The organism is Streptomyces sp. NBC_00510, from assembly GCA_036013505.1.
In the GTDB taxonomy this organism is placed as follows: domain Bacteria; phylum Actinomycetota; class Actinomycetes; order Streptomycetales; family Streptomycetaceae; genus Actinacidiphila.
This window is the reverse complement of sequence record CP107851.1, coordinates 1,556,924-1,579,347: the sequence shown is the minus strand read 5'-3', so window position 1 is coordinate 1,579,347 and position 22,424 is coordinate 1,556,924. Positions and strand designations below refer to the sequence as shown.

General features: G+C 73.8%; 22 protein-coding genes and 1 pseudogene. 5 read left to right on the top strand and 18 right to left on the bottom strand.

Annotation, left to right across the window (positions count from 1 at the left end):
* Positions 1–54: 54 nt before the first annotated feature.
* From OG937_06995 to OG937_06960, 8 genes are all read right to left on the bottom strand, one after another.
* Positions 55–507: a DUF5990 family protein gene (locus OG937_06995; GenBank protein ID WUD71455.1), complete on the bottom strand. Its 453-nt coding sequence runs from the start codon at positions 505–507 to the stop codon at positions 55–57.
* Positions 508–509: 2 nt separating this feature from the next.
* Entirely contained in the window at positions 510–881 is a 372-nt protein-coding gene (locus OG937_06990) for an ASCH domain-containing protein (GenBank protein WUD71454.1), read from the bottom strand.
* 75 nt (positions 882–956) lie between these two features.
* The gene (locus tag OG937_06985) at positions 957–1,904 is read right to left on the bottom strand and encodes a carbohydrate kinase (protein ID WUD71453.1); all 948 of its coding nucleotides are present in this window, start codon (positions 1,902–1,904) and stop codon (positions 957–959) included.
* A complete protein-coding gene (locus tag OG937_06980) occupies positions 1,901–2,890 on the bottom strand; it encodes a zinc-dependent alcohol dehydrogenase family protein (GenBank protein WUD71452.1) in 990 nt (329 codons plus the stop codon). Before OG937_06980 ends, OG937_06985 begins: the two co-directional genes overlap by 4 nt.
* Positions 2,887–3,738 (bottom strand): carbohydrate ABC transporter permease, encoded by an 852-nt coding sequence (locus OG937_06975; GenBank protein ID WUD71451.1) that lies wholly within the window; start codon positions 3,736–3,738, stop codon positions 2,887–2,889. The genes OG937_06980 and OG937_06975 overlap by 4 nt, the downstream gene beginning before the upstream one ends.
* Complete coding sequence (locus tag OG937_06970; protein WUD71450.1) at positions 3,735–4,709, bottom strand: sugar ABC transporter permease; 975 nt, start codon at positions 4,707–4,709, stop codon at positions 3,735–3,737. Before OG937_06970 ends, OG937_06975 begins: the two co-directional genes overlap by 4 nt.
* Positions 4,710–4,716: 7 nt before the next feature.
* A complete protein-coding gene (locus OG937_06965) occupies positions 4,717–6,111 on the bottom strand; it encodes a sugar ABC transporter substrate-binding protein (GenBank protein ID WUD71449.1) in 1,395 nt (464 codons plus the stop codon).
* A gap of 117 nt (positions 6,112–6,228) precedes the next feature.
* Positions 6,229–6,990, bottom strand: coding sequence for a DeoR/GlpR family DNA-binding transcription regulator (locus tag OG937_06960; GenBank protein ID WUD71448.1), 762 nt, complete (start codon positions 6,988–6,990; stop codon positions 6,229–6,231).
* Between the two features lie 267 nt (positions 6,991–7,257).
* Between OG937_06960 and OG937_06955 the strand changes: the two genes are divergently transcribed.
* A complete protein-coding gene (locus tag OG937_06955) occupies positions 7,258–8,166 on the top strand; it encodes a squalene/phytoene synthase family protein (GenBank protein WUD71447.1) in 909 nt (302 codons plus the stop codon).
* Here OG937_06955 and OG937_06950 read toward each other — a convergent pair.
* From OG937_06950 to OG937_06920, 7 genes are all read right to left on the bottom strand, one after another.
* Complete coding sequence (locus OG937_06950) at positions 8,163–8,666, bottom strand: hypothetical protein (GenBank protein ID WUD71446.1); 504 nt, start codon at positions 8,664–8,666, stop codon at positions 8,163–8,165. The genes OG937_06955 and OG937_06950 overlap by 4 nt on opposite strands.
* A 458-nt stretch (positions 8,667–9,124) precedes the next feature.
* Complete coding sequence (locus tag OG937_06945) at positions 9,125–10,423, bottom strand: VWA domain-containing protein (GenBank protein ID WUD71445.1); 1,299 nt, start codon at positions 10,421–10,423, stop codon at positions 9,125–9,127.
* The gene (locus OG937_06940; GenBank protein ID WUD71444.1) at positions 10,413–11,315 is read right to left on the bottom strand and encodes a MoxR family ATPase; all 903 of its coding nucleotides are present in this window, start codon (positions 11,313–11,315) and stop codon (positions 10,413–10,415) included. Before OG937_06940 ends, OG937_06945 begins: the two co-directional genes overlap by 11 nt.
* Entirely contained in the window at positions 11,312–12,268 is a 957-nt protein-coding gene (locus OG937_06935; protein ID WUD71443.1) for an XdhC family protein, read from the bottom strand. Before OG937_06935 ends, OG937_06940 begins: the two co-directional genes overlap by 4 nt.
* Positions 12,265–14,643 carry an aerobic carbon-monoxide dehydrogenase large subunit gene (locus tag OG937_06930; protein WUD71442.1) on the bottom strand — a complete coding sequence of 793 codons (2,379 nt, stop codon included), beginning with the start codon at positions 14,641–14,643 and terminating at the stop codon, positions 12,265–12,267. Before OG937_06930 ends, OG937_06935 begins: the two co-directional genes overlap by 4 nt.
* Positions 14,640–15,140: a (2Fe-2S)-binding protein gene (locus tag OG937_06925; protein WUD71441.1), complete on the bottom strand. Its 501-nt coding sequence runs from the start codon at positions 15,138–15,140 to the stop codon at positions 14,640–14,642. The genes OG937_06930 and OG937_06925 overlap by 4 nt, the downstream gene beginning before the upstream one ends.
* On the bottom strand, positions 15,137–16,027 hold the full coding sequence (locus OG937_06920) for a xanthine dehydrogenase family protein subunit M (protein ID WUD71440.1): 891 nt from the start codon (positions 16,025–16,027) through the stop codon (positions 15,137–15,139). Before OG937_06920 ends, OG937_06925 begins: the two co-directional genes overlap by 4 nt.
* Before the next feature lie 161 nt (positions 16,028–16,188).
* Here OG937_06920 and OG937_06915 point away from each other — a divergent pair, with 161 nt between their 5' ends.
* The 4 genes from OG937_06915 to OG937_06900 all read left to right on the top strand — a co-directional run bounded on the left by OG937_06915 (position 16,189) and on the right by OG937_06900 (position 20,029).
* A complete protein-coding gene (locus OG937_06915) occupies positions 16,189–17,148 on the top strand; it encodes a LysR family transcriptional regulator (protein WUD71439.1) in 960 nt (319 codons plus the stop codon).
* Positions 17,149–17,301: 153 nt separating this feature from the next.
* Positions 17,302–18,072 carry an SRPBCC domain-containing protein gene (locus OG937_06910; GenBank protein WUD71438.1) on the top strand — a complete coding sequence of 257 codons (771 nt, stop codon included), beginning with the start codon at positions 17,302–17,304 and terminating at the stop codon, positions 18,070–18,072.
* Between the two features lie 8 nt (positions 18,073–18,080).
* Positions 18,081–19,193 (top strand): XdhC family protein, encoded by a 1,113-nt coding sequence (locus OG937_06905; protein ID WUD71437.1) that lies wholly within the window; start codon positions 18,081–18,083, stop codon positions 19,191–19,193.
* 50 nt (positions 19,194–19,243) lie between these two features.
* Positions 19,244–20,029: a GNAT family N-acetyltransferase gene (locus OG937_06900; protein WUD71436.1), complete on the top strand. Its 786-nt coding sequence runs from the start codon at positions 19,244–19,246 to the stop codon at positions 20,027–20,029.
* 52 nt (positions 20,030–20,081) lie between these two features.
* On the opposite strand, the gene OG937_06895 is transcribed toward OG937_06900, so the two are convergent.
* The 3 genes and pseudogenes from OG937_06895 to OG937_06885 form a co-directional block, all read right to left on the bottom strand.
* Positions 20,082–20,648: a cysteine hydrolase gene (locus OG937_06895; protein WUD71435.1), complete on the bottom strand. Its 567-nt coding sequence runs from the start codon at positions 20,646–20,648 to the stop codon at positions 20,082–20,084.
* A 101-nt stretch (positions 20,649–20,749) separates the two neighbouring features.
* Positions 20,750–21,901, bottom strand: a complete 1,152-nt coding sequence (locus OG937_06890) for a glycoside hydrolase family 64 protein (protein ID WUD78653.1) — start codon at positions 21,899–21,901, stop codon at positions 20,750–20,752.
* 178 nt (positions 21,902–22,079) lie between these two features.
* Positions 22,080–22,307, bottom strand: a pseudogene (locus OG937_06885) (3'-phosphoesterase).
* Positions 22,308–22,424 lie beyond the last annotated feature (117 nt).

Below are 22,424 nucleotides of genomic sequence, written 5' to 3'. Positions count from 1 at the left end.
GCGGACCGTGGGCGCGCCCACCGGTGGGGTGGTGGTCCCGTTCGCGCGTCGTCGTCAGCCCCTCGCGTCGGGTGCCTGCGCCGACCATGAGATGAGCGGCGGCCGTACGGCGGCGCACAGCGGGCCTCCCCGGGCGTCGGTGAGGCCCAGCCGCCCGACGAGCATCCCGGAGCGTACGGCCTCGCGGAGCGTCCCGGTCTCGACGCCGTCGAGCATGAGCTTGGCGCGGCGGAACATCGTGAAGCCGCCATCACCCGCCACCGTGCCCCAGGACAGGTAGACGAAGCGGGCGCCGGGGCCGCCCTGGACGTAGGGGCCCGTGACGTCGACGCCGTCAGGGGTCTCATGGACCCGGCAGTCGAGGTCCCACGTCGCCGCCGCGGCGTCCCCCGGCCGCGGGTCCAGGAGTTCCGAGGGACGGGCGCGGCGCTGCACGGCGACGTGGACGCCGGCGTGGTCGCCGAAGCCGCGGCCGGGCAGGTCGCGCGCCTCGATGCGGAGCCGCACGGTCAGCCCCCCGCCGTCACGAGCCGGAACGCCAGGCACACCACGGACGTCGCGTCCTCGACGGGGGTGCCCGCGCGTTCCCAGAAACGGCGGTGCCCGGCCTGCCAGTCGGTGAGGGAGGCGTCCCCCTCACCCTCGGCGGCGGCGTGCTCCCACGTCACATCCGCGAAGGACGTCACCTCCACGCCCGTGATCTCGATGACGCCCACGCAGCGGCTCCCCCGGTCCAGCAGGGCCAGCCGCTCGCCGACGAACTCCAGCCCCTCGGACTCCTCGACGTACTCGGACAGCAGTCCGGTCGTCGCGGTCTTCCTGCCCGCCAGGACCAGGGAGTTCAGCTCGTCCCGCAGCGCGTCGGGCGTGCCGAGTTCCATGGAGCGCATTCCGTCGACCCGCGGCCACATCGGCGTACCGCCCCTCGGTGCGTGGTAGTGCCGTCCGCGGGATCATCACACGACGGGTGTCACCTCCGCCAGGAACGGTGGGTCCGCTCCCGCCCGCCCGCAGGTCAGAGCCGCGACGCGCGCGGCGAGTTCCAGGGCGTCGGCCACCGCGGGCGGCACGGGACCGCCGTCCGCGGCCGCGCGCAGCCGCCCGCGGGCCGCCGCCCCGCCGAGCAGCCCGGCGGAGAGGAGACCGGCGAGCAGACCCGCCATGAAGGCGTCACCGGCGCCGATCGTGTCGACGACCTCCACCCGGTGGGCGGGGACACGGTGCCGTCCCCCCGGTGCCCAGTGGGCCTCGGCGCCTCCCGCGCCCCGGGTGAGGACGACCAGGCGGGGACCGCGGCGCGCCCAGTCGGCGGCGACGTCGCCCGGATCACGTCCGGGGTGGAGCCACCCGAGGTCCTCCTCGCTGGCCTTCACCACGTCGGCGAGCGCGACCAGCCGTTCGACGCGCGGCCGTTCGGTCTCGGGCGGACCGAGCAGCGCGGGCCTGAGGTTCGGGTCGTACGAGACGGTGTGCCCACGCCGCCGGACCGCCGCGACCAAGGCGAACAGCCGCCCCGCACCCGGCTCCAGCGCGGTGGCGACCGAACCGGTGTGGAGATGCCCCGGCACGCCGAGCGGCCCGACCGGGGGGAGGTCCCAGGTGATGTCGAACCGGTACGCGGCGCTGCCGCTGCCGTCGAGTTCGGCCCTGGCCGTGGACGTCGGGGCGTCCACGACCGACCCCGGCAGCAGCGCGACGCGTCCCTCCGTCAGCCGTTCGACCAGTGCGTCGCCGTGCGCGTCCCGGCCGATGCGGGTGGCCAGGGTGACCGGGTGCCCGAGCCGGGCCAGACCGAGCGCGGTGTTGGCCGGGCTGCCGCCGGGGTGGGCGTACCGCGTCCCGTCGGGCCCGACGACCACGTCGGTCAGCGCCTCGCCGGCGACCAGCGTGGCGGGCGCGGTCACGGCCGCACCAGGATCTTGCGGCCGACGCCCGCCGCGAAGCGCTCGATGGCGTGGGGGTAGTCGGTGAGCGGGAAGCGGTCGCTGATGAACACCCCGGGGTCCAGCACCCCGGCGGCGAAGAGCTCGGCGGCCCGCTCGTAGCTGTGCAGGACCGCCATGGAGCCCGTGATGGTGATCTCCTCGTTGTAGATCCGGTACGGCTCGATGACCGCGCGGGCGGCGTAGTCGGCGACCCCGAACTGCAGGAAGGTGCCGCCCCTGCCGACCCGTTGCAGCCCGTCCTGGATCGCGGAGGCGTTGCCGGTGGCGTCCACGACGACCTCCCAGCCGCGCGGGCGGGCGATCTCCTCCGCCGAGCCGGCCGTGTTGTCGCAGCCCAGCAGCCGTGCGGTGGCGAGCCGTTCGGGGTTGACGTCGACGACGTCCACGCCGGCCGCCCCCGTCCGCTTGGCGAGCTCCAGCATCATCAGGCCCATCGTTCCCGAGCCGTAGATCAGCACATGGGCGCCGAGCCGGCTGCGCAGCACGTCGTAGCCGCGCACGGCGCACGACAGCGGCTCGATCAGCGCGGCGTCGGCGGTCGCCACGTGGTCGGGCAGGACCACGCAGTTGGCGACCGGCGCGACGGCGAACTCGGAGGCGCCGCCGGGCTCGGTGACCCCGATCGCGGCCCACCGCTCGCACAGGTTGCCGCGGCCCAGGCGGCAGTAGTGGCACTCGCCGCAGTGCAGCGAGGGGTCGACGGCGACCCGGGCGCCGACCGCCACCTCCGTGACGGCAGAGCCGACCGCGACCACCTCGCCGGCGAACTCGTGCCCCGGCACGATCGGCAGCGTCGGCGCGAACTCGCCTCGCAGGATGTGCAGATCGGTTCCGCACAGGCCGCAGGCCGCGACCGCGACCACCACGTCCCGAGGACCGGGGGCGGGGTCCTCGACGGTGGCGAGCTCGATCTTCCCGGGCTCGGCGATGACGACTGCCTTCACTTGACGGCTCCCAGTGACAGGCCCTGGACCAGTCGGTCCTGGGCGGCGAATCCGGCGACGAGGACGGGCAGGGACACCACGACGGCCGCGGCGCAGACCTTGGCGAGGAAGAGTCCCTGGCTGGTGACGAATGAGGTGAGGAAGACCGGCGCGGTCACCGAACGGACACCGGTGAGCACCCGGGCGAAGAGCATCTCGTTCCAGCTGAAGATGAAGCAGATCAGCGAGGTGGCGGCGATGCCGGGGGCGGAGACGGGGATGACGATGCGGCGGAAGACGGCCGGCAGTCCGGCGCCGTCGATCGCGGCGGCCTCGAGGATCGCCACCGGGATCTCGGCGAGGAAGGACCGCATCATCCAGACCGCGATCGGCAGGTTCATCGAGGTGTAGAGCAGGACCATCAGCCAGACGTTGTCCAGCAGCCCGAGGTTCTGCGCCACGAGGTAGACCGGCAGCAGCCCGGCGACCGCGGGCAGCATCTTCGTCGACAGGAAGAAGAACAGCACGTCGGACCACTTGCGGACGGGACGGATCGACAGCGTGTACGCGGCGGGTATCGCCAGTGCCAGCACCAGGAGGGTGGAGGCCAGGCTCGCCGTCAGGGAGTTGACCAGGGCGGGCCACGGGCCGGCACCGGTGGCGGCGCCGAAGAACTCCCGGTAGCCGTCGAGGGTGAGCCCGGCGCCGAGGGAGGGCGGGTTGGTGGCGGCGTCCGTCTCGCTGTGCAGCGAGGTCAGCACCATCCACGCGATCGGCGCGACGAACAGCAGGGCGGCGGCCCAGGCGACCAGCCCCCACAGGGAGGCGGAACGACGCCTGCGCGCGCCGGGCGCGGCCACGGCGCTCATGAGGACTCCTCCTTCAGCAGCGTCGACACCAGGCGCAGCGCGAGGGTGGCGACGACGATGGTCCCGGCGACCACGACCACGCCGGCCGCCGACGCCCGGCCGTAGTCGTGCGCCTTGTAGAAGGACTCGTAGATCGTGTACGGCAGGTTGGCGGTGCCCAGGCCGCCCGAGGTGAGGGTGAAGACCGCGTCGAAGTTCTGCACGACGTAGACCGAGCCCAGCAGCGCGGCCAGTTCGAGGTAGCGCCGCAGATGGGGCAGGGTCAGGAAGCGGAAGACCTGCCAGGCGTTCGCGCCGTCCACCCGGGCCGCCTCCACGGCCTCCGTGGAGCGGCTCTGCAGTCCGGCGAGCAGGATCAGCATCATGAACGGGGTCCACTGCCACACCAGCGAGGCCCCGACCGCCCCGAGCGGCATCGAGGTGATCCAGTCCGGCTGCGGCGGGCGTTCGCTGCCGAACAGCTGCCACAGCCAGGTGAGGGCGCCGTTGAACAGTCCGTACTCGGGGTTGTAGAGGGCGTGCTTCCACAGCAGCGCCGAGGCGACCGGCACCACCAGGAACGGCGCGATCAGCAGGGTCCGCACCAGCCCGCGGCCGCGGAAGCGCCGGTCCAGCAGCAGCGCCAGGCCCAGCCCCAGCACGAGGCTGACCAGGACGACGCCGGCCGTGAGCCAGACGGTGGTCAGGACGGACGCCCGCAGGTCGGCGTCGCCGAACACGTCGGCGTAGTTGGTCAGTCCGGTGAAGCCGCGCCGGTCGGGGTAGAGGGCGTTCCAGTCCATGAAGGAGATCACCAGCGTGGCCACGAAGGGCAGCTGGGTGACGACCACCATGAAGACCAGCGCCGGCATCAGGGGCGCGCGCCGGGCCCACGCGGCGGCCCGGCCGGGGCCCGCGGTCCGGGCGGCCACCGCCCGGACCGATGCCCGGCCGCGCACCTCCTCCGTGACGGCGCTCGACGTACCGGTCATGGCCGAATCACCCGTTCCGGTACTGGGCGGCGACCTTCTCCGCGAGTTGCTGGGCCTTGTCCAGCGCCGCGTCCACCGAGGTGCGCCCGGCGATCGCGGAAGCGATCTCCTGCGAGACCTTGGTGCCGAGGTCCGGGAACTCGGGGATGTCGACGAACTGGATGCCGAGCGTCGGCCGCGGCTGGACGCCCGGGTCGCGCGGGTCGGCCCCGGCGATGGCCTCCTCGGTGGCCTTGGCGAAGGGGCCCGCAACCTTCAGGTAGTCCGCGTTCGCGTACGTGGAGGTGCGCTTGCCCGCCGGGACGCGGGCCCAGCCGAGCTTCTTGCCGACGAGTTCCTCGTAGCCCTTGCCGGACGCCCAGGCCACGAACTTCGCCGCGTCGTCCTGGTGCTTGCTCGCCTTCTGGATGCCCCAGGCCCAGGTGTACAGCCAGCCGGAGTTGTCGGTCCTCACCACGGGAGCCGGGGCGTAGCCGACCTTGCCGGCGACGGGGGAGTCGGCGCTGTCGAGGATCCCGGCCGCCGAGGTGGCGTCGTACCACATGGCGGTCTTGCCCTGTTGGAAGGCGCCCAGGCACTCGGCGAAGCCGGCCTGCGGTGCGCCCGCCTCGCCGTGCTCGCGGACCAGGTCGACGTAGAACTTCGTCGCCTCCTTGAAGGCGGGCGCGTTCACCTGGGCCTGCCAGTCCTTGCTGAACCAGGTGCCGCCGAAGGTGTTGACGACGGTGGTCAGCGGAGCCATCACCTCGCCCCAGCCGGGCAGCCCGCGCAGGCAGATGCCCTTCATGCCGGGCTCGGCGCCGTCGGCCTTCGCCGCGAGGCCGGCGACCTGCTGCCAGGTGGGGCGGTCGGGCATGGTGAGGCCCTTCGCCTCGAACACGTCCTTGCGGTACATCAGGAACGACGACTCGCCGTAGAACGGCTCCGCGTACAGCTTCCCGTCGGCGCCGGTCAGGCTCTCCCTCATCGACGGCAGGATGTCCGCCTGGTCGAAGTCCGGGTCCTTGGCGACGGTGTCGTCCAGCGGGGCCAGCCAGCCGTTCTTGCCGTAGATCGGCGCCTCGTAGTTGCTGATGGACGCGACGTCGTAGGTGCCGGCCTGGCTGGAGAACTCCTGGCTGATCTTGTCGCGGACGTCGTTCTCGGGCAGCACCGTGAAGTTGACCTTGATGCCGGTGCTCTTGGTGAAGTCCGACGCGGTCAGCTTCTGCAGGTCCAGCATCTGCGGGTTGTTGACCATGAGGACGTTCACGGAGGCGCCGCCGCCCTCGACGTCCCCTCCGCCGCCACCCGCGCCGGCGCAGCCGGTGGCGAGCAGGGCCGTGCAGGCCCCGAGTGCGGTCAGCCGGACGGCGGCGCGGCGCCGTGGCGCCCTTGCGCGGTCGGTGTCGGTCCTGGGCATGGGGAGGCCTTCCTGTGAGGGGGATCCCGGCGGCGGGCCCGCGGCCCGGGGCGCGTCGGGGTGTGCCGGGGCGACCTGCGGCGGCTCGCGCGCAGGGTGGAGGGGGAGTGCGGTGGATCAGACGCGGATCACGTTGGGGCCGAGCAGCGAGTAGCGGTGGGCCTCGGGGGCCGGCAGGCCCGTGTCGGTGACGATCGTCTCGAAGTCGCCGATCTCCGCGAACCGGCAGAAGCTCGAGGCGCCGAACTTGGTGTGGATCCCGACCAGGACGCGGCGCCGCGCGGAGCGCACCGCCTGCGCCTTGACGTCCGCGACGACGGGATCGGGGGTGGTCAGGCCGAAGTCGCGGGATATGCCGTTGGCCCCCATGATCGCCAGGTCGATGACGAAGGAGGACAGCATCTGGGTGGCCCAGGAGCCGACGGTGGCCAGGGTGCGGCCCCGTACGCGGCCCCCGAGCAGCAGCACGGTGGTCTCGGGGGACTGGGCGACCGCCGCCGCGGTCGGCAGCGAGGCGGTCACCACGGTCAGCGGGCGGTCGGTGGGGAGCAGCGCCGCCAGCAACTGCTGGGTGTAGCCCTCGTCGATGAAGACGGTCTCCGCCTCGCCGAGCAGCTTCACCCCCGCCGCGGCGATCCGGCGCTTGCCCTCCACCTGGTGGGTCTCGCGGCGGGCCAGGTCCGTCTCGAAGCCGGCGCTCTCCACCGGGTACGCCCCGCCGTGGGTCCGGCGGACCAGCCCGCGCCGTTCCAGCTCGCTGAGGTCCCGGCGGATCGTCTCCGGTGCCACCTTGAAGTCCGCGGCCAGTGCGGTGACCTCCACCCGTCCGGCCTGCCGCACCAGGGCCAGGATCCTGTGCTGCCGTTCGTCGCCGCGCATGGCCGCACCTCCCTGGTCCCGGTTCCGTCATGGCCGTTCGGGCATCGGCCGCCCGTTTCCGCCCGTCCGAGATTTATACCGCCGGGCGGAGCGGTGCGGTCAGCCCGTACAAGGGCGGAGTGCGCCCGCTTCTGCCCGCTTCCGGAAGTGAGGTGACGCAGGTCGGCGATGGTCCGACCCGATCACGCCAGTGAGTTTGCGGGTTTTTCTGCGTTTGGGTGATCATCGGGTGACGTGCGGCCGGCGGACGACGGGAGCGGCGCAACGATGAGCAGGTGGCGGAAGACCCTCGACCGGGCCGGCATCACCGACCCCGCCCTGTGCGAGGCGTACACCGCCCAACGCCGCCTGGTGGCGCACTTCGACCGGGCCTCGTACGCCGCCGTGCGGCTGCTGCTGCCGGCGCCGCTCGTCCCCGACGCCCTCGCGGCCACCGCCTTCATGCACCACAGCGATGACCTGCTGGACCGCGGTCCGGACGGCCGCGGCGCCTTCGCCCTGTGGGACGCGCAGGTCCGCGCGGCCCTCGCGGGTGATCCGGCGGACCCGCTGACGCGTGCCCTCGCACATACCGTCACCCGGCGGCCGGCGCTCCGCGGCATCGTCGCGGACTACCTCGTCGCCGCCCCCGCCGACGCCGAGTGGCGCGGCCTCCCCACCGAGGCCGACTTCCAGGCCTACGTCGACGCGTACTCGCTGCCCGCCTTCCTCCTCGTCGCGGGACTGCTCGCGCCGCCCACCGGTTTCGACGCCTACCGTGCCGCCTGCCGCACCTTCATCGAGGCCGCCCAGCGCCTGGACTTCCTGGAGGACATGGCCGAGGACCTCGCGGACGGCCGGCTGGGCGTCCCCGAGGACGCCCTGGCCCGCCACGGCCTGAGCCGCGCGGCCCTGGCCCGGGACCCCGACCCGGCGTCGGTGGCCGCGCTCGTCCGCGACCAGGCCGGGCTGGTGCGGTCCGGCTTCGCCGGCGCCCGCGCACTCGTGGACCTCGTCCCGGAGCCCAACCGCCCCATGGTCAGGGCCCTCATCGCGCTCCAGGGGCACCGGTTGCGCAGCGCGGAGCGCGCCGGCGCGACGCTCGCCCGGCGGCCCGCCCCGCGTCCGCTGGGTCCCGCCCTGCTCACCCTCGCCGGCGCGTACGCGAGCACCTTCCGGCACCGCGCGCGGCCCTAGGCCGTGTCGTCCGGCACTGCCGCGTCACGCCGTGGACGAGCCGGGCGGGCGGTGCCGGCCCGTGGGCCCGTGGCGAGGATCTCGGAGAGGCTCACGGCGGGACAGCCGAGCATCCCCGTCAGCACGCGCCGCTGGCGCTCGGTCAGAGGGGCGACGAAGACCGCCGCGTCGGCATCGGCCGCTTCGCAGACCGCGGCTGCCTCACGGACCTTCCCGTGGCTCAGCAGGGTCCGTGAGGAATAGGGCAGGGCCATCTTCGTGACCCCGCCGTCCGAGACACCGCGCCGCTGGACGATCCGCCCGACGACCCGGGCACCGCGCGCCGCCAGTTCCGCGGCCGCCGAATCCATGAGCGCGGCGAAGTCCTTCTCCTTCGCGGAGAAGAGGCCGACGACCACGACACCGGCCCCCGCCAACTCCACGGGCGCGACCTGGCGCTCGCCGGGCCCCGGTCCCGCAGGGCGAGCCGGACGCCGGTCGCGCCGTCGGGGCTGGTGCATGACCGACAGGGTAGACGCCGGCGCCCCGCCTCCGGTGGCGATACGCGTGGTGCCGCCGACCGGGGCCCAAAGAGCAGGCCGAGCGGCCCATCGCCCCGGAAAGCCCGCCTAATACCTCCGTCCTGCCGCCGGGTTGACGGGAATTCACGGCGGTGAGAATTATCCGGGCGGGAACTTCCTGTTTCCGTTTCCGTCGGCATGTGGCGTCGCGGAGAAGTTAGTATAAGGTTCAAGAATCGGTCGTCCGGGTGGGGGCCGGCGGGAGGCCCGTACGAGAACCGCCCGGCTCCCGAGACCGTTCACCACACGGCACCGGCGAGTTATCACGTCCCGGCTCCCGCCGCGCACTTCGAGGCATTCGGTGGCGACCAGGCGGATCCGTACCGCGATTCCCGCGAATACCGGAGCTGAAATCCGGAAATCGAAGGAGAGCACAGGGGGCCGGGCCGTCGGGGACGTCATTTCCGTCGGCCTCGCCACCTTCCGCTTGTCCTTCCCCTTTCCCTTCCGGTTCCTTTTCCCCGCGCGCTTCCGCCGATCGCCTCGGCCACCTCGGCGAGCGCGGCGAAGGTGTGGCCGCTGACGAACTCGTCGCAGTGGGGGAGCGCCGCCGCCATGCCGCCGGCGAGCGGAAGGTAACCCGGCGCCGCCTTGCGGGGGTTGACCCACACGACGCGGTGCGCCAGCCGCCGCAGCCGGGCGGCCTCACGCCCCACCGCCCGCGGGTCCTCGCCCTCCCAACCGTCGGAGAAGATCACGACGACCGCGCCGCGTGCCATGCCGCGGCGGCCGAAGCGGTCGTTGAACTCCGCCAGCGCGTGCCCGATCCGGGTGCCGCCCGACCAGTCCGACGCGGCGGCCCCCGCCCGGCGCAGCGCCGCGTCCACCCCGTTCCGCCCCGAGTGGCGCAGCACCGGGGTGAGGCGGGTCAGGCGCGTGGCGAAGACGAAGACCTCGGCGGCCACACCGACCGCCGCCGCGCGGGGGAAGAGCCTGAGGTAGGCACGGGCGTACGGCTCCATCGAGCCCGAGACGTCGCAGAGCAGCACCAGCGGGCGGCGCCGCAGCCGGGGGCGCGACCGGGCCAGGCGCACGGGCTCCAGCCCCGTCGTGCGGATCGCGCGCAGCGTGCGGCGCGGGTCCACCCGGGGGCCGTGCGGGTCGGTGTCGCGGCGCCGGGTCCTGCGCAGCGGGGTGCGCAGCACGATCAGCTCCATCAGCCGGTCCAGGGCGGCCAGTTCCGCCGCGTCCAGGGCGGCGAAGTCCTTGTGGGCGACGACCTCCGCGGTGCTGCCCAGCGTCGGCGCCGTCCCCGCACGGCCGTCCGCCTCCTCCCCGGTGCGGGGCGCGGCCACCGTGCGCGCCGGCCCCGTCCCGGCGGGGGCCGGGCCCGGTGCCGTGCGGGCGCCGGGGGACGGGGCCGCCCGCGCGGCGTCCCCGGCGGCGTCCGGTGGGGCGGCGGCACGGTCGCCGCGCTCCGCGGGAACGCCCCCGAGTCCGCCGAACACACCCTCGAAGACCCGCTCGAAGGGTGCGACGAGTTCCCGGTCGGTGACGAAGGCCAGCCGCGCCGTCCAGTACAGGGCGTCCCGGTCCACCGGCGGCACCAGCCGCAGCGACCGCAGGAAGCACACCGTCCGCTCGGGGGTGACCGGCAGGCCCGCGCGGCGCAGCGCCTCGCCGAGCCGGCCGCCGAACTCCGCCGTGTCGAACAGCGGCAGTTGCCGCGTCGGCCCGGACGCCGGCTCAGGCGTCACGGCCGCTGCCCACGAGCCACTCCAGGCCCCGGTCCCGCACCAGTTCCTGGTCCTCCCGGTACTTCAGCAGCGTGCCCAGGGTCGCCCCCGCGGCCTCGGCGTCCAGGCGCCGTACGCCGAGCAGGGCGAGCGCCGCGAGCCAGTCGATGCTCTCGGCGATGCCCGGGGCCTTCTGGATCTCCAGGCTGCGCAGCCGCCGCACCGCCGTGGAGATCGCCTCCGCGAGTTCCGCCGAGGTCCCGGGCACCCGGCGGCGGACGATCCGCACGAGGCGCTCGGGGTCGGGGTAGTCGATCCAGTGGTAGAGGCAGCGCCGCTTCAGGGCGTCGTGCAGATCACGGGTGCGGTTCGAGGTGAGCACCACGACGGGCGGCACCACGGCACGGATGGTGCCGACCTCGGGGATCGTCACGGCCGACTCGGCCAGCACCTCCAGCAGGAAGGCCTCGAAGTCGTCGTCCGCCCGGTCGATCTCGTCGATCAGCAGCACCGCGGGCTCCGGGCCGGGATGGGTGAGCGCGGTCAGCACCGGGCGCCGCAGCAGGTACTCCTCCGTGAACAGGTCGGCCTCGGCGAGCCGTTCACCGCGCGCCTCGGCGAGCCGGATGCCCAGCAACTGGCGCGCGTGGTTCCACTCGTACAGGGCCTCCGCCGCGTCGAGGCCGTCGTAGCACTGCAGCCGCACCAGCGGGCCGCCCAGCACACCGGCCAGCGCCTTCGCCGCCTCCGTCTTGCCGACCCCGGCCTCGCCCTCCAGCAGCAGCGGCTGCGGCAGCCGCAGCGCCAGGAACAGCGCGGTGACCAGCCCGGGGTCCGCGAGGTAGCCGCGTTCGTCGAGCGCCCGGCGCAGACCCGCGGGGTCCGGGACGCGCTCCTGCGTGAACGTGCTCACCGCGCCTCCGCGTAGCGGGCGGGGTCGGCCTCGAACGCCGTGCGGCAGCCCGCGCAGCAGAACCAGCGGCGCTCGCCCCCGGCGTCGGAGTGCGGGGTGTCCGGCACGGCGGCCACCGTCATCCCGCAGACCGGGTCCAGCGCGGTGGGCGGTGCGGGCTCTCCCGCGGCGGGCGGCTCGCCCACCGGGGCCGCGCTCTGCGTCCCCTCCCCGCCCCGCACCGAGGCGACCACCTCGGCGAGGATGGACAGCGCGATCTCGCCCGGCGTACGGGCTCCGATCCACAGGCCCGCAGGCGTACGGACCGCGTCCTGCTGCTCCCGCGTCAGGTCCAGCCCGCCGACCACCGCCGCCCCGCGCCGGGGACTGGCCACCAGCCCGACGTACGGCACGCCCGCGCGCACCGCCGCCGTCAGCGCGGCCTCCTCGTCACGCCCGTGCGAGGCCACCACGACAGCGCGGACCCCGGACAGCGACTGCGTGGTGAACCCGCCGGCGGGCGGCCCCGCGACCTCGTAGCCGAGGGCGGGGCCGAAGCCGGTCAGGGCCCGGGCGATGGGCGTGTCGCCCAGCACCAGGACGCGCGGGACGGGACGCCGGGGTTCGAGGAAGATCTCCAGCTCCCCGCCCGACAGGCACGGGTTGCGCAGGCTCAGTGCCCCGTCCTCCGCCTCGGGCTCCACGCCGGCGCCCTCGTCCGCCGCCTCCGGGGAGATCCGCAGCAGCAGCGCCTCGCCGCTGGCCAGCGTCCGCAGCGCCTGCGCGCGGACCGTGGCCTCCGCGCAGACGCCGCCGACGAACCCCTCGATCCGGCCGTCCTCCAGCACCACGGCGGTGTCGCCGGGGCGCGCGCTCGCCGGGCGGCGGGCGCGCACCACGGTCGCCCTCACGAACGGGACGTGGCGCGCGGTGAGTTCGGCGATCCGCGCGTCCAGCACCGGGGCCTGGCTCATTGCGGCGCCTCGACCTGGCCGTGCCGCATCGCCTGCCACACCCGGCCGGGCGTGAGCGGCATGTCGGCGTGACGCACGCCGATCGCGTCGAGCACCGCGTTGACCACCGCGGGGGGCGAGCCGACGGTCGCGGACTCGCCGATGCCCTTGGCGCCGATCGGGTGGTGCGGGGACGGTGTGACGGTGTGCCCCAGCTCCCAGGCCGGCACCTCCAGCGCGGTCGGCAGCAGGTAGTCCATGAAGGAGCCGGACAGGCAGTTGCCGTCCTCGTCGAAGCCGATGAACTCCATCAGCGCCATGCCGACCCCGTCCGCGAGGCCGCCGTGCACCTGCCCCTCGATGATCATGGGGTTGATGCGCGTCCCGCAGTCGTCCACCGCGATGAAGCGCCGCACCTTCACCGCGCCCGTGCCCGGGTCGACGTCGACCACGCAGATGTACGCCCCGAACGGGTAGGTCAGGTTGGGCGGGTTGTAGACCGTGGTGGCCTCCAGATGCCCCTCGACGCCCTCCGGCAGCTCCAGCGCCCCGTGCGCGGCCAGCGCGATCTCCTGGATCGTCCGGGTCATCGCCGGGTCGCCCTTGACCGACCAGCGGCCCTTGGTCCACTCCAGGTCGTCGGGCGACACCTCCAGCATCGCCCCCGCGATGATCCGCGCCTTGTCCCGCACCTTGCGGGCCACCAGCGCGGCGGCCGCGCCCGACACGGGGGTGGAGCGGGAGCCGTAGGTGCCGAGCCCGAAGGGCGTCTGGTCGGTGTCGCCGTGCACCACGTCGATGTCCTCGGGCGGGATGCCCAGTTCCTCGGCGACGATCTGCGCGAACGTGGTCTCGTGGCCCTGCCCCTGCGTCTGCACGCTCAGCCGCACCACGGCCTTGCCCGTGGGGTGGACGCGCAGCTCGCAGCCGTCGGCCATGCCCAGGCCCAGGATGTCCATGTGCTTGCGCGGGCCCGCGCCGACCGTCTCGGTGAAGAACGACAGCCCGATGCCCATGAGTTCACCGCGTTCGCGCTTGTCCGCCTGCTCGCGGCGCAGCTCCTCGTAGCCGGCGAGGTCCATGGCTTTGCGCAGGCAGGCCGGGTAGTCGCCCGAGTCGTACTCCCAGCCGGTCTTGTTCTGATAGGGGAACTGCTCGGGCCGCAGCAGGTTGAGCATCCGCAGCTCTGCGGGGTCGGCGCCGAGTTCGGCCGCGAGGCAGTCCACCATGCGCTCGATCAGGTACACCGCCTCGGTGACGCGGAAGGAGCAGGCGTAGGCGACGCCGCCCGGCGCCTTGTTGGTGTAGACGCCGGTGACCTCGCAGTGCGCCGCCTCGATGTCGTACGAGCCGGTGAAGATGTGGAAGAAGCCCGCCGGGTACTTCGTCGGCTGCGCCGTGGAGTTGAAGGCGCCGTGGTCGGCGAGGACCTTGACGCGCACACCGAGGATTCGGCCCTCGCGGGTCGCCGCGATCTGACCCGTCATGTGGTAGTCGCGGGCGAAGGAGGTGCTCATCAGGTTCTCCGAGCGGTCCTCCACCCACTTGACCGGCTTGCCCGTGACGATCGAGCCGACGACCGCGCACACGTACCCGGGGTAGATGCCGACCTTGTTGCCGAAGCCGCCGCCGATGTCCGGGGAGATGACCCGGATCTTGTGCTCGGGCAGCCCCGCGACCATCGCGTACAGCGTGCGGTGCGCGTGCGGCGCCTGGGTGGTCGTCCAGAGCGTCAGCTTGCCGTCGACCGGGTCCATGGAGGCCACCGCGCCGCAGGTCTCCAGCGGCGCGGGGTGCACGCGCGGGTAGAGCATCGTCTGCTCGACGACGACCTCGGCGTCGGCGAACACCTCGTCGGTGGCGGCCCGGTCGCCGGCCTCCCAGTCGAAGATGTGGTTGTCGGTGCGGCCCTCCAGGTCGTCCCGGATGACCGGAGCGGCCGGGTCGAGGGCGCGGCGGGCGTCGATGACGGGGTCGAGCGGCTCGTAGTCCACGTCGATCAGCTCGATCGCGTCGCGGGCCGCGTAGTGGTCCTCGGCCACGACGAAGGCGACCTCCTGGCCCTGGAAGCGCACCTTGTCGGTGGCGAGCACCGCCTGGGTGTCCATCGACAGCGTCGGCATCCACGCCAGCCCGAGCCCGGCCAGCGTCTCCCCGGTGATCACGGCCTTGACCTTGGGGTGCGCCTCGGCGGCGGAGGTGTCGATGGACACGATCCGGGCGTGCGCGAACGGGCTGCGCAGCACCGCGCCGTGCAGCATGCCCGGCAGCTTCACGTCGTCCACGTAACGGCCCTTGCCGCGGACGAAGCGCGGGTCCTCCTTGCGCTTCATCCGGCCGAAGCCGATCGGCCGCTCCTCGGCGGCGGGCGCGACGGGTTCCTCGACGGTGGTCATGCCTGGCTCCCCGCTTCCGCACGGCTGTCCGCCTCGTGGGCGGCGGCCCACCGGATGGCCTTGACGATGTTGAGGTAGCCCGTGCACCGGCACAGCTGCCCCGAGATGGCCTCGCGTACCTCGTCCTCGGACGGGTCGGGGTTGCGGTCCAGCAGCGCCCGGCCGCTGAGCATCATCCCCGGGGTGCAGAAGCCGCACTGCAGCCCGTGCTCCTCGATGAAGCCCTGCTGCACCGGGTCGAGGCGGTCGCCGTCCGCCAGCCCCTCGACGGTGCGGATCTCATGGCCCTCGGCCATGGCGGCCAGGACCGTGCAGCTCTTGACCGGCTCGCCGTCCATCAGCACCACGCAGGTGCCGCAGTTGCTGGTGTCGCAGCCCCAGTGCGTCCCGGTCAGCTCCAGGTCGTCGCGGAGGAACCGGACGAGCAGATGGCGGGCCTCCACCTCACGGGTGTGGTCCTCGCCGTTGACGTTCACCGTGATCCGCACGTCCGTCATCCCTCCTTCGCGGCCGCGGCCGGGGCGGTGGCCCGGGCGACGGCGCGCCGCAGGGCCCTCTTGGTCAGTTCTCCGGCCAGATGCCGCTTGTACTCGGCCGGTCCGCGGCTGTCGGTGACGGGCGAGCAGCTCGCCGACGCCACGCGCCCGGCCTCCTCGACGAGCTCCGGCGACGGCTCACGGCCCTCCAGCAGCTCCTGCACCGCCTCCGCGTGCAGCCCGTCGGCGCCGACCGCCGCCAGACCCACCCCGACGTGCGTCATGCGACCGTCGTCGAGGGAGAGCGCCACCCCGGCCGCCGCCACCGCCCAGTCACCGGCCTTGCGCTCCAGCTTCTCGTAGGCGCTGCCGGAGTGGGCCAGGACCGGGAAGCGCACCTCGGTGAGCATCTCTCCGGCGCCGACCGCCGTCTCGTACGGTCCGCGGTGGAAGTCGGCCATGGCGACGGTGCGTTCGCCGTCCGCGCTGCGGATCACGGCCACCGCGTGCAGCGCCGCGCACACCGCCGACAGGTCCTCGGACGGGTCGGCCTGGCACAGCGAGCCGCCGATGGTGCCGCGGTTGCGGACCGGCGGGTCGGCGATCACCCGCTCGGCGTCGTGGATGATCGGGAAGTGCCGGCCGACCAGCGGCGACTCCAGCAGGGTGCGGTGCCGGGTGAGGGCGCCGACCCGCAGCTCGCCGCCGGTCTCGTCGATGTGGTCGAGTTCGGTGAGGTCGTTGATGTCGACGAGCACCTCCGGCCCGGCCAGGCGCAGCTTCATCATGGGGAGCAGGCTGTGCCCTCCCGCGAGGACCCTGGCCTCCTCGCCGAAGCGCCCCAGCAGTTCCAGGGCCTCCTCCACGCTCTGCGCCCGTTGGTACTCGAACGAAGCGGGTACCTGCACGGCACCCTCCTTCCCTGCCCGGACGGTGGACGGTGTGGGTCGCGATGCGGAGTGCATGTGGGGGGAACACTCGCGCCGCGGGCGGGGTCGGTCAACGGCAACTGAAGAGAATGGTTAATACGGACTGAGACAGTTGACGCTCGAACAGATGTAATGTCCCCATGACGCTCACGCAGTTGAGGGCCTTCGTCGCCGTGGCCCGACTGGGATCGGTCAAGGCTGCCGCCGAGTCGCTGGGCGTCACCGAGCCCGCGGTGTCCGGGGCCGTCGCGGCGCTCCGCCGCGAACTGGGCGACGTCCTCTTCATCCGCGCGGGCGGCGGCATCAGCCTCACCCCGGGCGGACAGCGCCTGGCCGCGGGAGCCGCCGAGATCGTCGGCCTGGCGGAGGAGACCCGCCACCGCGTACGGCAGGCCAGCGCCGGCACCGTCCAACTGCGCGTGGCGTCCACCGAGACCGGTGCCGAGCAGGTGCTGCCCGCCCTTCTCGCGTCGTTCGGACGGCGCCAGCCCGACCTGGACGCCGACACGCTGGCGGTCCCCGTCGGCGTCTTCGGCGAACTGCTCAGGGACCGCAGGGCCGACGTCACGATCGGGCCCGCGCCGGCCCCGCACCCGGCGATCGAGTCCGTGCCCTTCCTCCGCTTCCAGCTGGTCGTCGTCGCGGCGCCCGGTCACCCGTTGCGGCAGCACTCCCGTATCGCCCCCGGGCGGCTCGGTCGCGAGCCCTGGCTCTTCGGCCCCGCCGGCATGGACCCCGACACCCTCGCCGGTGCCTTCCTCGCCCGCATCGGCGTCGACCCCGCCAAGGCCACCGCCTTCCCGAGCGTGACCGCCTCGCTCAACGCCGTCGCCGCGGGCGACGGGGTGACGCTGGCCCTGCTCCACGTCGTGCGCGAGGAGTTGCGGCGCTCGCACCTCGTCGTCCTCGACGTCCTCGGCATGCCGATCAACGGGATGCTGTACGCGAGCACCCTCGCCTCCGACCGCCGCTCCGCGGTCGCCGCCGCCCTGTGCCGGTTCGTCACCACCCCCGCCGCCACGCAGGCCCTGCTCGCCCGCTCCAACGGCGTCCCGCTCACGGAGTTCCGGCCGCCCGTCCACGTCACGCTCTGGAGCTGAGGCCCGGGCGTGCGGGTTCCTCGGGCGGCCCCGGGATCGGCGTCTTAAGCGAACGCTGAACTGCGCGTTGACGGCCCGCGACGGCGGGCCCAAGGTGTGGGCACCGTCCGGGACCGCCGATGACGCCACGACCGGAAGAGAGGTCTGCCCTCGATGGACTTCACCAACGAGTTCCGAGTGAGCCTGCCGCCGGACCAGGCCTGGGCCCTGCTCACCGACGTCGAGCGGATCGCACCGTGCATGCCGGGCGCCCAGCTCACCGGGCGGGACGGCGACACGTACAACGGCCTCGTGAAGGTGAAGGTCGGCCCGGTGACCGTCCAGTACAAGGGCACCGCCGCCTTCGAGGAGCAGGACGCCGCGAGCCGGACCGCGGTGCTGCGGGCGCGCGGCCGTGACGCCCGGGGCCAGGGCAACGCCGACGCGCGCATCACCGCGCGGCTGGTTCCCGAGGGCGAGGCGACGATGGTGACGGTGGAGACCCGGCTGACGGTCACCGGGAAGATCGCGCAGTTCGGCAAGGGCATGATCGAAGAGGTCAGCAGGAAGCTGCTGGGCCAGTTCGTGGAGGCCCTGGAGCGGCAACTGGCCGAGGAGCGCGTCCCCGAGCCCGCCGCGGTGGGCGGGGGCGGAGGTGGCGGCGGGGACGGTACCGAGCCGTCGACCACGGCACCGGTGCCCTCGACGCCTCCGGCTGCGGAGAGCACCGAGGCGGAACGGGAAGGGGCCGCGGAGGGGGGCTCGCAAGGCGACGCCGAAGACCCGGCACCCGCGCGCGAGCCGGCACCCGGCCCGGCGCGGCCCACGGCGGAACCCGAGCCGATCGACCTCATGGGCGTCGCCAGGGGCGCCGTGCTCAAGCGGGCGATCCCGGCCGCCGTCGCGGTCGTCGTGCTCGTCCTGCTCATCGTCTGGCTCGTCTGAGGCCCGCGGTGCGAGAGCTCGCGGGCCCGCTCCGGGCCTGGTACGCGGCGGGACGCACGATCGGACTCGCCACAGTCGTCGGCGCCTACCGCAGCGCGCCCCGTCCCCCGGGCGCGGCGATGGCCGTGTCCGCCGAGGGCGACGTCGCCGGGAGCGTGTCCGGCGGATGCGTCGAGGCCGCCGTGTACGAGGTGGCGCGGGAGGTCGTCCGTACGATGACGCCGCAGCTGCAGCAGTACGGGATCAGCGACGACGACGCCTTCGCCGTCGGCCTCACCTGCGGCGGTACCATCGACGTCTTCGTCGAGCCGGTCTCCCCGGCGACCTTCCCCGAACTGCCCGCCGTCCTCGACGACATGGCGGCGGGCCGGGCGGTCGCGGTGGCCACGGTGGTCGCCGGTCCGGGTGCCGGGACCCGCATGGTGGTGCGCCCCGGGGCCCGCTCGGGCGGTCTCGGCTCCGCCGTCCTCGACGACGCCGTCGCCGGGGACGCCCGCGCCCTGCTGGCCCGCGGCACGAGCGCGCAGCGCCGCTACGGCGAACGGCGGGTCTTCGTCCGCTCCTACGCGCCGCCGCCCCGCCTGCTGGTCTTCGGCGCCACCGACTTCGCCGCCGCCCTCGCCCGCCAGGGCGCGCTCCTCGGCCACCGCGTCACGGTCTGCGACGCGCGCCCCGTGTTCACCACCGCGGCCCGCTTCCCCGACGCCCACGAGGTCGTCGTCGAATGGCCGCACCGCTACCTCGCCGCGGAGTCCGCGGCGGGCCGCGTCGACGCCCGTACGATGGTGGCCGTCCTCACCCACGACCCGAAGTTCGACGTGCCGCTGCTGGAGGTGGCCCTCCGCCTCCCGTTCCTGGGTTTCGTCGGGGCGATGGGTTCCCGGCGCACGCACGATGACCGCCTCGAACGCCTCCGGCACGCGGGCCTGACCGACGCCGAACTCGCCCGCCTAAGCTCGCCGATCGGCCTCGACATCGGCGCCCTCACCCCTCAGGAGACGGCAGTTTCCATCGCCGCCGAGATCATCGCCGGAAGGCGCGGCGGCTCCGGGTCCCCGCTCAGCGGCACGACGGGACCGATCCACGCCGCGGCGGTCCCCGCGGGACACGGCGCCCGCTGATGGGCCTTGATCTGCGGGGGGACCGAGCCCCGCGGACCGGGAGGGTGAGCGTGCCGGCTTCGTCGCCGTCCACCGTGGGCGGTCCGGACACCCTGCGCGCTCTGCAGGAGCGGGCGGCCCGCGCGCTTCCGGCCGCGTACGTCGAGGTCACCGAGGGGTGGTGGCTGCGGCACGCCCCCGGCTGCTCCTGGTGGGTGGGCACGGTCCTGCCCCACGGGGCCGACGGGACCGGCCGGTTGGCCCACCGGGTCGCCGCGGCCGAGGAGTTCTACGCCGCCCGCGATGCCACCGCCCGGTTCCAGATCAGCCCGGGGGCCTGCCCGCCCGGACTCGACGCCTTCCTGGAAGAGCGCGGCTACCGCCCCGGGAGCCCGATGTCCTTGCGCACGGCGCGGACCGCCCGGGTACGCGAGCAGGCCGTGGCGGGCGCCGCCCCGCCGGTCCGGCTGGAGGACCGCCCCACGGACGGCTGGTTCGGCGTGTGGCGCGCGGTGCACGGTGTGCACGGCGGCTCCGGCTCCGAAAGGGACCTTCTGCACCGCGTGGAACGGCCCTCGGCCTACGCGTGCGCCACGATCGGCGGCGAGGTCGTCGCGGTGGGCCGCGCCGTCGCCGACACCGGCTGGGCGGGCCTGTTCGGCATGGCCACCCTCCCCGGCGCCCGCGGCAAGGGCGCGGCCCGCGCCGTCCTCGCCGCACTCGCGCACTGGGCCGCCGGGCAGGGCGCGGACGGCATGTACCTGCAGGTGGAACGCGACAACGCCCCCGCCGCACGGCTCTACGACCGGGCAGGCTTCAGCGAGCTGTGCGCTTACCACTACCGGACCGCGCCGTGAGCCCAGACGGGCGGTCGCCGCCGGGGACCCACGGGTCGTCGGCCCGGAGGGCTCAGCCCGTCTCGGCCGCGGCGAAGGAGACGTCCGCGGTGTCGACGGTGCCGCCGCGGCGCCCGGGGGCGCTCTGGTGCTTCCAGTAGAGGTTGGTGTGCGCGATCACCGACTCCGGGGCCGGCGCCCCGTAGGCGCTGAGGTCCTCCGTGGTGTGCGCGTCGCCGACGAGCGTGACGTCGTAGCCCCGGACGAGCCCGCCGTGCAGGGTCGAGCGGACGCAGGCGTCGGTCTGGGCACCCGTGACGACGAGCCGGCCCACGCCGCGGTCGGCGAGCACCGCCTCCAGCTCGGTGTCCTCGAAGGAGTCCCCGTAGCGCTTGTGGATCAGCGGCTCCGGCTCCTCGCGCACGAGCTCCGGCACGTACTGCCAGCTCTCGCTGCCCTTCTGCAGGCCTTCGTCCGAGTGCTGCACCCAGATCACGGGCACGTCCTCGGCCCGCGCCTTGCCGAGCAGGGTGTTGATGTTGGCGATGACGTCGTCCCGGTTGTGGGAGCCGGCCACCACCCCGTTCTGCACGTCGATGACGAGCAGCGCGGTGTTCGGACGGTCGGAAAGGGTCGTCATGGGGACTTCCAGTCTCTCGTCACGGTGCCTGTGTCGTCCCCACCCTAGGCCGGGCCACCGACAATCCAGCCCGGTCGGCCCGGCCCCGGGTCGCCGGAGGACTAGTCAAGCGGGTCCAGCGTGAGGGACGCCTGTTGCGGGTTGGCGTCGTTGACCAGCGACTCGTGGTTGCCCACGTCGTCGAAGGCGAAGGCGTACGCCTTGCCGTCGGCCATCCGCCCGTGGATCTCTCGGGCGTACTGGTTCGTCACGGAGTCCTGGTAGAAGCCGGCCGCGCTCGTGTCCGGCTGGGCGGGGTTGGTGAGCAGGGTGGTGCGGTTGAAGCCGGCGCACAGCGTGCGCGAAATCGGGCCGCGCACGAGGTCGTTCGGTGCGTCCAGCAGCTTGTGGCAGCCGAGGACGCTGTCCGCGTCGGGCTTCTGGAACGAGGTGACGACGGTCCCGGAGGCGTCGGTGAAGTTCATGACGTCGCCGGAGACCCGTCCGTAGTACTTCGTACCGGGCCGGTCGCCGAAGGGGGTCACCGTGAGCGTCGCGGTGGAGTACTTCTGCCAGACGCGGTTGACGTAGTCGTCCATCACGGTGCGCGGGAGCGCGCCCGTCTCGATCCCGTGGCCGGGGGAGAGGGCGCGGAGCACGGTGCCGTCGGCGCGGGTCTGGACGAGGTTCGCCCAGCCGCCCGTCCGGCCCCGCAGGGCGGCGAAGAAGCCGTTCCAGCCGCCCCGCACGAGGTGCCCGGTGGTGGTGCTGCTGCCGTCGGCGCGCTGGAGGCCGACCGCGTACGGGGCGGAGAACATGTCCACCTGCGTGCTGTTGATCCACAGCCCGGAGTCGTTGAGGGTGTACTCGGACCAGTTGAAGAGGATGTCCCGGTTGGGGTCGGACGGGTTCTGCACCGCGGGCTGCACCAAGCCCCCGGTGGTCAGCCGGAAGTCCAGCTTCCGGCCGTAGGAGAAGTAGACACGGCCGGAGAACCTGGGGAGCCGGATGGTGACGGACCTGCCGTTGGCGGGGCCGGCGATCGAGGCGTCGGGCGCCGGGGTCGGCGGGTTGCCCCCGGCCGGCCAGGGGTGGAAGGTGCCGTTGGCGTCGGCCCAGCCCTGGCGGCCGGTGGCGAGCTCGGTGCCCAGGTCGTAGAGGTACACGGGCTCGTTGCGGCCCGAGTTGTTGGTGATCGTCAGCGGGATGGTGGCGGGGACGGCGGCCTCGGCGCGGGGGGACGTGGTGCCGAGGACGGCGAGGCCGACCGTCATCAGCAGCGCGGCCGGCAGGGCCGCGAGGGGCTTGCGTCGGATGTGCACGCGCTTCCTCCTTGTGTGGGGGCGGAGGGACGCCACGAGGGGCGAAAAGGTGCTGAGAGCGCTCTCAAGCGTCGAGGCGTGAGGCGGACATGTCAATCCATGGTGTCAGGGTTGTTGAGCACCCCATGCGATCAGGGCCGCCCCGGGGACGGGTGAGGGGGCAACCGCCGTACAGCTTGGAGCCGTCCAGCCGGAACGAGGCGTGACCGTGCTCCAGCGCCTGCGCGAACGGGCCGTCGGTGAGCGGCCGGTAGCCGCCCTCGTCCCAGGCGATGACCGTGCCGCCGCCGTACTCCCCGGCGGCGATGACACCCTCGGAGTCCGACCGCTCCGGCGGGTGGTCCCCGGTCGGCACGGCGCGGAAGCCGAAGTGCACGCCGCCGGCGCCTCCTTCGCGGGCGCGGGCGGCTCCCCTCACGTCGCGGGCTGCGGGCTGGGGCCCGGCGGCGGGAGCGGCCCGGGTTCGGGCCCGGGG